This window comes from Thalassospira sp. MCCC 1A03138 (assembly GCF_002115785.1).
Taxonomy (GTDB): domain Bacteria; phylum Pseudomonadota; class Alphaproteobacteria; order Rhodospirillales; family Thalassospiraceae; genus Thalassospira.
In genome coordinates this window covers 248,152-259,026 of the sequence record NZ_JFJY01000001.1, presented here as the reverse complement: position 1 = coordinate 259,026, position 10,875 = coordinate 248,152, and the positions used below count along the sequence as shown (strand labels likewise).

The 10,875-nt window shown below is 55.2% G+C and carries 8 protein-coding genes; 7 read left to right on the top strand and 1 reads right to left on the bottom strand.

What is annotated here, in order from left to right; all coding sequences use genetic code 11:
• Positions 1–311: 311 nt before the first annotated feature.
• The 3 genes from TH468_RS01285 (at position 312) to TH468_RS01275 (ending at position 3,759) form a co-directional block, all read left to right on the top strand.
• Positions 312–1,904, top strand: coding sequence for a lysine--tRNA ligase (locus TH468_RS01285; RefSeq protein ID WP_085642416.1), 1,593 nt, complete (start codon positions 312–314; stop codon positions 1,902–1,904).
• Positions 1,905–2,054: 150 nt separating this feature from the next.
• Positions 2,055–3,020, top strand: a complete 966-nt coding sequence (locus TH468_RS01280) for a proline dehydrogenase family protein (protein WP_085642415.1) — start codon at positions 2,055–2,057, stop codon at positions 3,018–3,020.
• Between the two features lie 151 nt (positions 3,021–3,171).
• Positions 3,172–3,759, top strand: a complete 588-nt coding sequence (locus TH468_RS01275; RefSeq protein WP_085641882.1) for a DUF4136 domain-containing protein — start codon at positions 3,172–3,174, stop codon at positions 3,757–3,759.
• Between the two features lie 81 nt (positions 3,760–3,840).
• Here TH468_RS01275 and TH468_RS01270 read toward each other — a convergent pair whose 3' ends face one another.
• Positions 3,841–4,716 (bottom strand): branched-chain amino acid aminotransferase, encoded by an 876-nt coding sequence (locus TH468_RS01270; protein WP_085641881.1) that lies wholly within the window; start codon positions 4,714–4,716, stop codon positions 3,841–3,843.
• A 284-nt stretch (positions 4,717–5,000) separates the two neighbouring features.
• On the opposite strand from TH468_RS01270, the gene TH468_RS01265 reads away from it, so the two are divergent.
• From TH468_RS01265 to TH468_RS01250, 4 genes are all read left to right on the top strand, one after another.
• A complete protein-coding gene (locus tag TH468_RS01265) occupies positions 5,001–6,065 on the top strand; it encodes a LacI family DNA-binding transcriptional regulator (RefSeq protein ID WP_085641880.1) in 1,065 nt (354 codons plus the stop codon).
• A 342-nt stretch (positions 6,066–6,407) separates the two neighbouring features.
• Entirely contained in the window at positions 6,408–7,445 is a 1,038-nt protein-coding gene (locus TH468_RS01260; protein WP_139834602.1) for an ABC transporter substrate-binding protein, read from the top strand.
• A 98-nt stretch (positions 7,446–7,543) separates the two neighbouring features.
• Positions 7,544–9,760, top strand: a complete 2,217-nt coding sequence (locus TH468_RS01255) for an iron ABC transporter permease (protein ID WP_085641879.1) — start codon at positions 7,544–7,546, stop codon at positions 9,758–9,760.
• Complete coding sequence (locus TH468_RS01250; protein WP_085641878.1) at positions 9,757–10,857, top strand: ABC transporter ATP-binding protein; 1,101 nt, start codon at positions 9,757–9,759, stop codon at positions 10,855–10,857. The genes TH468_RS01255 and TH468_RS01250 overlap by 4 nt, the downstream gene beginning before the upstream one ends.
• Positions 10,858–10,875: the final 18 nt, after the last annotated feature.

Below are 10,875 nucleotides of genomic sequence, written 5' to 3'. Positions count from 1 at the left end.
CATATCAGCGCTCGGCAAGCTGGTTTCAACCACCCGTCGGTGTAGGTTTGGTTTTTTTCTTATATTTGCTGTATCCTGCTGATCCGACGTGCGAATTTTGCGTGTTACCATGCCCGCCCTCTCTGTCAGGGTGGGAGAAGTGATGGGGTGCGCCGGTTAAATCGCGCGTTGCATTTCGGCCATGTCCGATCCGGACTTGATCTTGCAGGCCGGCGGGGATAGCTTCGCGCACGCGCGAAATCCGGGTGATTTCATGCGTGGCCGGATTTCCAGATAATTCAACGATACAACTGACAAACAAGGTTTCAAAAATGACAGCCGATCTTCGTGATGCCGCCCTTAACAGCAACGTCTGGGCCTTCCAGGAAGCCCGCAAGCTGGTTGAGCGGTACAAACAGAAGAAGCCTGAAAAGGGTTATGTGCTGTTTGAAACCGGTTATGGCCCGTCCGGCCTGCCCCATATCGGGACGTTTGGCGAGGTTGCGCGCACGACCTATGTACGCCGCGCGTTCGAACAGATGTCCGATATTCCGACAAAACTTTTCTGTTTCTCGGATGATATGGACGGTCTTCGCAAGGTGCCTGACAATATCCCGAACAAGGATATGGTCGCCCAGCATCTGGGCAAGGCATTGACCAGCGTGCCGGACCCGTTTGGCACCCATGAAAGCTTTGCGCATCACAACAATGCGCGGCTCTGCGATTTCCTTGACAGCTTTGGCTTTGATTATGAATTCAAATCTTCGACCGAATGCTATCGTTCGGGCATGTTCGATGCGGCTCTTTTGCGTCTTTTGGAGCGGTATGATGCGATCCAGAAAATCATGCTGCCGACTCTTGGTGAAGAACGTCGCGCGACATACAGCCCGTTCATGCCAGTCGAAGAAGGGACCAACAAGGTCTTGATGGCCAAGGTGACCGAGCTTAACGTTGAAGCCGGGACCATCGTTTACGAACATCCGGAAACCGGCAAGCTGGTTGAAACTCCGGTTACGGGTGGACGTTGCAAATTGCAGTGGAAGCCGGATTGGGCGATGCGGTGGTTTGCGCTTGGCGTTGATTACGAAATGGCGGGCAAGGACCTTATTCCGTCAGTCGAACTTGGCAACAAGATCGTCAAGGCGCTTGGCGGTACCCCGCCGGAAGGCTTCAACTACGAGCTGTTCCTTGACGAGAACGCGCAGAAAATCTCGAAATCCAAGGGCAACGGCATTTCGATGGAAGACTGGCTGAAATATGCGCCGGAAGACAGTCTTTCGCTGTTCATGTTCCAGAAGCCGAAAACCGCAAAGCGCCTGTATTTCGATGTCATCCCGAAGACGGTTGATGAATATCTGACCTTTGCCGACAAGCTGAAAACAGAAACCGACCCGGAAAAGCTTTTGCAGAACCCGGCATGGCACATCCATGAAGGCAAGGCACCGGAACGTGATATTCCGTTGTCGTTCGGTATCTTGCTGAATCTTGTTTCGGTTTGCAATACCAGCGACCCGGAACTGCTTTGGGCGTTCATTTCGCGCTATGCAAAGGGCGCAACGCCGGAAAATCAGCCTTATCTCGACAAGCTGGTCGGCTATGCGATCAACTATTACAATGACTTCGTCAAACCGACGAAAAAATACCGTGCTGCGACGGATGCCGAAAAGGCAGCCCTGACCGAGCTTCGCGATATGCTCAAAACCCTTGATGCCGACACCGATGGTGGTGACATCCAGACGCAGGTGTTCGAGGTGGGTAAAAACCACAATTATGAAAACCTGCGGGACTGGTTCAAAGCACTTTATGAAATCCTGCTGGGGCAGGAACAGGGCCCGCGTATGGGATCGTTCATTGCGCTTTACGGTATTGATGAAAGCATCCAGCTGATCGACCGTGCGATTGCCGGTGAAGAACTGGGCGCGTAAGCGTTCGGGTTTAAAGACTGCTGTGAAATACCAAGCGACCCGTCATCTGGCGGGTCGCTTTTTGTTTGATCGGGTGTCATTTCCTTCAATAAGTTTACCGCCTTATCGCCGATGGTTGCTCTTTTGCGTTTGACCAAAACGGAGTTGATGATGGGTTTCTGGCAAAAGACGATGATCGCAGTGGCGTGCAGCAAACCATTGCGCCGCGCGGGCGAGGCGGTCGGGCGGAAAACCGGGCTGGCTGCACAGTTCGTTAGCGGCGCGGATGGTGCCGAGCATGTGAAACGCACGCAGGAATTGGCAAAGCACGGTATTCGGGTTTCGAGCTTTTATCTGGGCGAATATGTGACCGATCCGGCACAGGTGGCGGAAACGGTTGATGCAATTACAGCCGTGATCCCCAAGCTTGATCGTGTTGGTTTGGATGTTCATGTTTCCATTGATCCATCGCAGCTTGGCTATATGCAGGATCCGGCGATGTTGGATGACAATGCCCACAAAATTGCCGGTTTGATCCGCGACGTCGGTGGTGAGAAAGCAGGTCGGCGCTGCTGCCGGATGATGATCGACATGGAAGATTTCGACATGGTCGATGATACGCTGGCCCTTCATGACCGGCTGCTTGAGACAGGGTATCCGGTAGCCCAGACATTGCAGGCGCGATTATTGCGAACCGAAGCCGACATGGCGCGCAAGATCGCACAGGGGGCCATGATACGTCTGGTTAAAGGGGCGATGGCCCCGCCCGATCATGTTGCCTTTACCCGGCGTCGCGACATCGACGAAAATTATCTGAAACTGGCGTCAATGATGTTGTCCGACGAGGCGCGCCTTACCGGATTTATGCCGGTTTTCGGATCGCATCATCGTGAGTTGGTTGAATATATCGCAAAGGTTGCAGACGAACGTGGGTGGGAGCGTGAGGCGTTCGAGTTTGAAATGCTTTATGGCGTCAATCAGCCACTTCAGCGGGATCTTGTGTCGCTCGGTTATCGGCTTCGGCTTTATGCGCCGTTTGGGGTGGATTGGTGGGCTTATGCGTGGCGTCGTGTTGGTGAAAACCCCCGCAATCTTGGTCTTTTGCTGCGTTCGCGGCTGAATGCTACGGGCCTGTAAATGCCAGCGGGGTGTGTTCGTTGCGTTCTGCCATGCATCTGCCCAAATGATAAGATGTAATGTAAAACAAAATCAGTCATTTCCGGTGTTTTGGTTAGGGCCATGCACCGGGAATGATCATTTAAACGGCGAGCACCGAAAGGAAGGCCGGATGAAGATGGTCAAGATCATGATGGCGGGGGCAATGGCGATGCTGCTGGCGGCCTGTTCGACCGGGCCGCGTGTCTATACCGATGCCGATCCGGCGGCCGATTTTTCGCGTTATCGGACCTTTGCCTTTTATGAGTCTGCGGGAAAGTCGGATGAAAAATACGCCACCCTGCACGGCCAGCGGATCGAGGATGCGGTTAGTGCTGCCCTTGAAGCGCGCGGTTATCGCGTTGACATCAACACCCCTGATATCCTGATCAACTATCACCTCAAGACCGAGGAAAAGACCCGGACATCGCCGCCGGTCTATTACGGCGGGTATTACGGCTATCGCAGCGGGATGTATGTCGGTTGGCCCGGGTATGTCGAGCCGGGATATGTTGACAATTATACCGAAGGCACGATTTCGGTCGATATGGTAGACCGCCGCACCGATCAGATGATCTGGGAAGGCACGGCGGTTGGCCGTATCGACAGTGAGTTTCGCAACAATCCCGATCAGGGGGTGCGCAAAGCGGTTGGCGCGATATTTGGCAAATATCCCTATGTCGCTGGCAGTAGTGTACCGGTGATGCCTGCTGTACAGTAATTACGGGACATTTTCCACGTGAGAGCTAAAAAACGGGCTGATCATAAGATCAGCCCGTTCTGCATTGTATAGATCGTTCGATTAGCTATTTTCCGCAAACGCCCAGTAAAGTTCCTGCGCGCGTTTGGTCATCGGGCCGGGTTGCAGGTTGCGGCCGTCGAGTTTGACGCAAGGTGCGACCTTGTAATAATTGCCGGTGCCAAAGATTTCGTCGGCATTTTCAAGTTCGGTATAGGTCACGGTTTTTTCGGTGACCTCAACGCCGTCTTTGCGCAGAAGCTTGATTACGCGCTGGCGGGTCAGGCCGTTTAAGAACGTGCCGTTGATCACGGGTGTAAAGACCTTGCCATCCTTGGCGTAAAACAGATTGGCATAGGAAAATTCCGCGACATTGCCGATCGGGTCCAGCATTACACCGGTATCAAAACCGTCTTTGGTGGCCTCTGCCACGGCGCGGCCGACATTGGGATAAAGGCAGGATGCCTTGGCTTCGGTCGGAGCACTTTCGGGTGAGGGGCGGCGGAAGCTTGATTTGCGGGCGGTAAAGCCGGTCTTGATGGCATCGGGCAGGTCGGATACCGAAATGCACAGCACGAATTGCGCGCTTTCTGGTGTCGGGGCAAGGAAGCCTTCGCCGCCATAGACAATCGGTTTGATATAAAGTGCCAGCGCCGGAGCGAATTTCTGAACGCCTTCGCGGACGAGAGCGACGATTTCATCGGTGGTGATCTGCGGGGCAAGACCCATCAGTTCGGCCGAACGCAGCACACGGGCGCAATGGGGCACAAGATCGGGCATTTTGCCATTGATGCGGCGCGCGCCGTCAAAGACCGTGGAGGCCATCCACATGCCGTGGGTTTGCGGCCCGATGATATGCGGGTTGCCTTCGTGCCATTCGCCCTTGTACCAGGTCCATGTGGTGACGGCGTTGGTGTCTGCGGTAGTGGCGTGACCCATTCTTCTTGCTCCTGATCGAATTTCGGGTGGCGTTTGCATATCGCGGGGCGATGCAAGGCGTGCAGAATAGGGTCTTTGCGCGATCATGGTCAAAGAAAACTGACAGGGTAAATGCCGGTTCGTGCCGTTTTTAAGTAAGTTGCGATAAATGACGGTTCTGTGAAATATCCCGCATCATGCACACGTGTGCGTTGGCGGGCCGGAAGGCCTGTGATATGTGTGTGACCGTGCTGCAAGACTGAAAACAGGCACGGCCAGACGGCGTAAAGAGGGAAATTGCGCGCATGACCGAGGGGAAACACACGCCTGCAAAGGGTGACGGGGCCGAACCTGGCCGCGATTTGCAGCATATCGTGACCTCGGCCGATGTTGCGCGCGAAGCCGGTGTTTCGCGGTCCACCGTTTCGCGCTGTTTATCAGGCGACCGACGGATATCGGAAGCCACCCGCCTGCGGGTACAGGAAACCGCCAACCGGCTTGGTTATCACGTCAATAAAATCGCCCGGTCGATGAATACGCGCAAAAGCGATCTGATCGGATTGGTGACATCGGGGCTTTCCGATCCGTTCCGGGTGGAATTCCTTGATAAACTGATCCTTGCCATTCAGCAGTCCGGTTATCGTCCGTTGGTGATTGATGTATCCGATCCCGCCCAGATGGGCACATCGATGATGCATCTGTTGCAATATCAGGTGGCCGGGGTGGTCGTGACATCGGGAAGCCCGCCGCCCGAGGTGGGTGTACATTTCCTGAAACGCAATGTGCCGGTCGTTCTGGTCAATCGCGCCGGGCGGCTTGAGGGCGCGGATGTTATCAATTGCGATAATGTGCGCGGCGGTGAAATGGCCGCCGACCTGTTGCTTGAAACCGGTAAAACCCGGTTCGGGTTCCTCAATGTCAAGGGTGGTACATTCAGCGGCAATGTGCGGGGCGAAACATTCGTTTCGCGCCTTGCACCGCGCCTTGCGAGCGGGGATATCAGTTTTACCCCGCTGGTCTGCGACAGTGCCGATTATGACGGTGGCTTTAATGCCGCGCTTAAATTTCTGGCAACGCCGGAAACCGCGCCAAACGCGATTTTCTGTGCCAAGGACCATATTGCGTTGGGTCTTCTGGACGCGGCCCGGTTTGAACTGGGCCTGCGCATCCCCGAAGATATTGCCGTGGTCGGGTTTGACGATATTGCCGCCGCCCGGCAGGGGGCGTATCAATTGACCACTGTTTGCCAAAGTGCGACGAAGCTGGCCGAAATGACGGTGGATCGGTTGCGTCAGCGCATCCGGGGCGATGCCCTGACGGATCAGCGGCTGATCCTGCCGGTGGAAATGACGTGTCGCCGGACGGCCTGAGCCGGTCTTTTTCACGGATTTCTGGCCTATTTTTCTTCGATTTCTGATGCAAAACGGCTGACTCGCGATGTTTCTGGGGGTTATGCGCACACGTGTGTGTTAAGTTTTAAGTCGGAGGCCTTGCTGAGGGCAGCGTATGGTTTTGCGATGGCGATTTGTGGGCATGAAATTTTTACATTTAAAAACAGATGGTTATTCGTGGATGGCGAGAGTTTTTTGGCTCTAAATAGAATTTTTCTGTCATTTCATGGAATTTATGATTAAATCATTCCAGCACGTGATTTGCGCAATGGTAATGCACACGTGTGCATTCAACGAAATGCAAACCGGGAGGAAACCCAAATGACGATCAGAAATTCTCTTTTTGCGACTGTCGCGATTTCAGGCCTTTTGGCTGTTGCGACCGCCGGTTCGGCCAATGCGGCCGGTCGGCTTAATGTCATCTGCTCGGCCGATAATGAATGGTGCGAGATGATGGAAACCGCGTTCGAGCTGGAACATGACATCGATGTATCGATGGTTCGCAAAAGTTCGGGCGAGGCTTATGCGCAGGTGCGTGCCGAAGCTGCCAATCCGAAACTGGATGTGTGGTGGGCCGGGACGGGCGACCCCCATCTTCAGGCTGCCGCCGAAGGCCTGACGGAAGAATATGAGTCCCCGCAGCTTGGCAACCTGAATGACTGGGCCGTGCGGCAGGCGAAAAATTCCGGCAATCGGACGGTTGGGGTTTATGCCGGTGCACTTGGCATTGGCTATAACAACGATCTTCTGGCGAAAAAGGGCCTTCCAGCACCGAAATGCTGGGAAGATCTGAAAAACCCGGCCTATAGAGGCGAAATCCAGATCGCCAATCCGAATTCATCGGGGACGTCTTATACCGCGCTTGCGACGCTGGTTCAGCTGTTTGGCGAGGACAAGGCGTTTGATCTGCTGAAGGAAATCCACAAGAACGTCAACCAGTACACCAAATCGGGTTCTGCCCCGATCAAGGCGGCCGCGGTTGGCGAAACCACAATCGGTATCACCTTCATGCATGACATGGTTGCCCAGATCAAACAGGGGGCGAACCTGACCGTGGTGTCACCGTGCGAGGGGACCGGCTACGAAGTGGGTTCCATGAGCATTATCAAAGGTGCGCGTAACCTTGAAAATGCGAAAATCTGGTATGAATTCGCACTTAGCCCGCGGACCCAGTCTATTGCCGAAGACGCGCACAGCTATCAGGTGCCGTCCAACAAAGAGTCCAAAATTCCCGATGGCGCGCCGCGTCTGAGTGAATTGAAACTGATCGATTATGACTTCGCGAAATACGGGGATGCGGAAACCCGCCGTCATCTTCTGTCGCGTTGGGATGACGAAGTCAAAACCGCGCCGCAATAAGCGCGATCTGCCTTAACGGTTCTGTCCGTCCAGTGTGATCATCGGACGGGCAGAACCAGACTTCCCAATTCGGCGTGCAGGAGAGTTTCGTGAACCGGATGCTTTGGTTCTGGCTGGTGATCGGCTGGATCGGTTTTGCAATTTTACCCTGGTATCAGCAGGAATACGGGTTCTGGACCCTGGAATGGCTGTATGACGGCTATCCGATGTATGGCGATTATGCGCCTGCAATCCTGCAAACGATTATCCATCAAAAATTCTGGCTTTTGTCGATTGCGGCGTTTCTGCTGGTGCCATTGGCGCTGGTGCGGACCGGGCGTGATCATCCGCATTATGCCCGTATCCTGATTTCATGCGGGCTTGGCGGTTTGATCTATCTGGTGGGGCAGGGCTTTTTTGTCGGCATTTCCGGCTGGGGATTTGGTTGGCTTGAGGCGATGTTTGGTCCGCTTGACGTCCGGCAATACGGGCTTGGCTATGGCGCGATGTTTGTTGCGGCCAGCCTGCTTGTGATGCTTTGCACCGGTCTTGCCGCAGCGGGGGCGATGCGGGGTGATGTGTTTGTTACCTCCGCCATCGGGACGGTTATTGCGCTAGTCGGGTTATTTGTGTTTTTCCCGGTGGCGCGCATTTTCATCGGATCGTTTGTTGATATTGATGGCAACCTTTCGGGCGTGGCCTTTATCCGCAATTTCCTTGATGACAGCATCTGGGGGCTGGGCTGCCTTGCCGGGGGTGTTTGCGGGGTTGCGTGGAATACGGCGTTTCTGGCGGTTCTGACCGCTGTTTCGACCACTTTGCTGGGGCTTTCATTTGCGCTTGTCGTGACGCGGACCGGGTTCCGGTTCAAAAAGCCGCTTCGGGTTCTGACGGTACTGCCGATCATCACCCCGCCATTCGTGATCGGCCTGGCATTGATCCTTCTTTTTGGCAGATCGGGGGCTGTAACGCAGTTCTTTGCTGATCTGCTCGGGGTGGAGGCAGGGCGCTGGCTTTATGGCCTCCCTGGAATCTGGCTGGCACAGACCCTGTCCTTCACCCCGATTTCTTTTCTTGTGCTGATTGGGGTGGTCGAGGGTGTCAGCCCGTCGATGGAAGAAGCATCGCAAACCTTGCGGGCCGGACGTTGGAAAACGTTTGTCAATGTGTCGCTGCCCTTGATGCGCCCCGGTTTGGCCAATGCCTTCCTGCTCGCCTTTATCGAAAGCATGGCCGATTTCGGCAACCCGATGGTTCTGGGTGGCAATTACGAAGTGCTGTCGACCGAGATATTCTTTGCCATTGTCGGCGCACAAAACGATGCCGGGCGGGCTGCCGTTCTGGCGATGATCCTGCTGTTCTTCACACTTTCGGCCTTTGCCGCGCAGCGGTTCTGGCTGGGCAAAAAATCCTATGCCACGGTATCGGGCAAGGCCGATAACGGTGCCCATGTCGGGCTTAATCCCGGTATGCGATTGGCGTGCTATTTCACCGCCATTCCGTGGGCGATATTTACGGTCGTGCTGTATGGCATGATTTTCTATGGCAGTTTCGTCAAACGCTGGGGCTTTGATAACAGCCTGACGTTCGATAATTACAGCGATGCGTTCGGTGTTGGCTGGAGCGAGCATGGCATCGTCTGGGCCGGCGCGGCATGGGACAGTTTCTGGACCACGTTAAACATCTCAGCGATTGCGGCACCCCTGACCGCAGCGGTCGGTCTGACGACGGCCTATCTGCTGGTGCGTCAGAACTTCCGGGGCAAAAGTGCCTTTGAATTTGGCACGATGTTAAGCTTTGCCATTCCGGGCACGGTGATTGGTGTCAGTTATATTCTGGCGTTTAACGTGCCGCCGTTCGAATTGACCGGGACGGGTGTGATTCTTGTGATCTGCTTTATCTTCCGCAACATGCCGGTCGGCGTGCGCGGCGGGATTGCCGCCATGAGCCAGCTTGACAAAAGCCTTGATGAAGCGTCCCTGACGCTTGGTGCCAACAGCTTTACCACGTTCCGCCGTGTGATCCTGCCGCTGTTGCGTCCGGCGATTGTTGCGGCACTGGTTTACAGCTTTGTGCGCGCGATCACGTCGGTCAGTGCGGTGATCTTCCTGGTCAGTGCCGACCATAATATGGCGACATCCTATATCATCGGGCTTGTGGAAAACGGGCGATACGGCGTTGCGATTGCCTATTGCAGTGTCCTGATCCTTGTCATGCTGACCGCGATCCTTGTTGTGAACGGCCTGATCGGGCAACGGCGTCTGCGCCGCGAGGACCGGGTTGAGGCAACACCGGACAAGACAGCGACAGGAAATCTGAGAGAGAAGCATTCATGAAACTGAAAACGCGTGCGGGTTCGGTCGTATTCGACAATGTCACCAAGACCTATGGTCAGGGGGCGGTTACCGCGATCGACAATGTATCTTTCACCATCAATCTGGGCGAGCTTGTCACCCTCTTGGGGCCAAGCGGCTGTGGCAAGACCACGACGCTCCGGATGATTGCCGGGCTTGAACATGCGACAAGCGGCCGTATCCTGATTGGCGGCAAGGACGTCACACAGCTTCCGGCGACGGACCGTGATGTCAGTATGGTGTTTCAGTCCTATGCGCTGTTTCCGCATATGTCGGTGGCGGAAAACGTTGCCTATGGGCTGAGTGTTACCGGCGTTGCCAAGGCCGAAGCCAGGGAAAAGGCCGAGGAAGGCCTTAACCTTGTGGGCTTGGGCGGTTATGGCAGTCGCCTGCCGTCCGAGCTTTCGGGCGGGCAGCAGCAAAGGGTGGCGGTGGCGCGTGCGCTGGTGCTGGAGCCCGAAGTTCTGTTGCTGGACGAGCCGTTATCAAACCTTGATGCCAAGCTTCGCCGTCATGTGCGGACCGAAATCCGCGATTTGCAGCAGAAACTTGGCCTGACCGCGGTTTATGTGACCCATGATCAGGAAGAAGCATTGGCCGTGTCGGACCGGATCATCGTGATGAACCGGGCGGTGATCGCGCAGCAGGGCACCCCGCGCGAATTGTATGAACAGCCGCAATCGGAATTTATCGCCGACTTTATCGGCGATGCCAATCTGGTTGACGGGGAAATCATTAGCATCGATGGCAATCACGCCCGCGTCGATATCGGGGGCGCGCAATGTAATCTGCGTCATCGCGGGCAGGCAAAGGGACCGGTCCGGGTTGCCGTGCGGCCCGATGCGGTGCAACTGACCGGATTGGCAGTGATTGCGGGCGATGTGCATGTCATTGAAACGTCGCTAAAAGGTCACATTACGCATGCAGCCTATCTTGGTAGTCAGATGCAGTATTCTGTGGCAACCCCGATTGGCGAGCTGTTTGTGATTGATCACCGGATCGATACACCGATCATCGCCGGTGAAGAGGTCGCCATCGGCTTTTCCGAACGCGGCATGGCCGTGGTTTCGGCAGAATAATCGATCAACAACAAAACT

Coding starts and splice junctions, on each gene's coding strand:
- TH468_RS01285 (WP_085642416.1), top strand. CDS start 312: ATGACAGCCGATCTTCGTGATGCCGCCCTTAACAGCAACGTCTGGGCC.
- TH468_RS01280 (WP_085642415.1), top strand. CDS start 2,055: ATGGGTTTCTGGCAAAAGACGATGATCGCAGTGGCGTGCAGCAAACCA.
- TH468_RS01275 (WP_085641882.1), top strand. CDS start 3,172: ATGAAGATGGTCAAGATCATGATGGCGGGGGCAATGGCGATGCTGCTG.
- TH468_RS01270 (WP_085641881.1), bottom strand. CDS start 4,716: ATGGGTCACGCCACTACCGCAGACACCAACGCCGTCACCACATGGACC.
- TH468_RS01265 (WP_085641880.1), top strand. CDS start 5,001: ATGACCGAGGGGAAACACACGCCTGCAAAGGGTGACGGGGCCGAACCT.
- TH468_RS01260 (WP_139834602.1), top strand. CDS start 6,408: ATGACGATCAGAAATTCTCTTTTTGCGACTGTCGCGATTTCAGGCCTT.
- TH468_RS01255 (WP_085641879.1), top strand. CDS start 7,544: ATGCTTTGGTTCTGGCTGGTGATCGGCTGGATCGGTTTTGCAATTTTA.
- TH468_RS01250 (WP_085641878.1), top strand. CDS start 9,757: ATGAAACTGAAAACGCGTGCGGGTTCGGTCGTATTCGACAATGTCACC.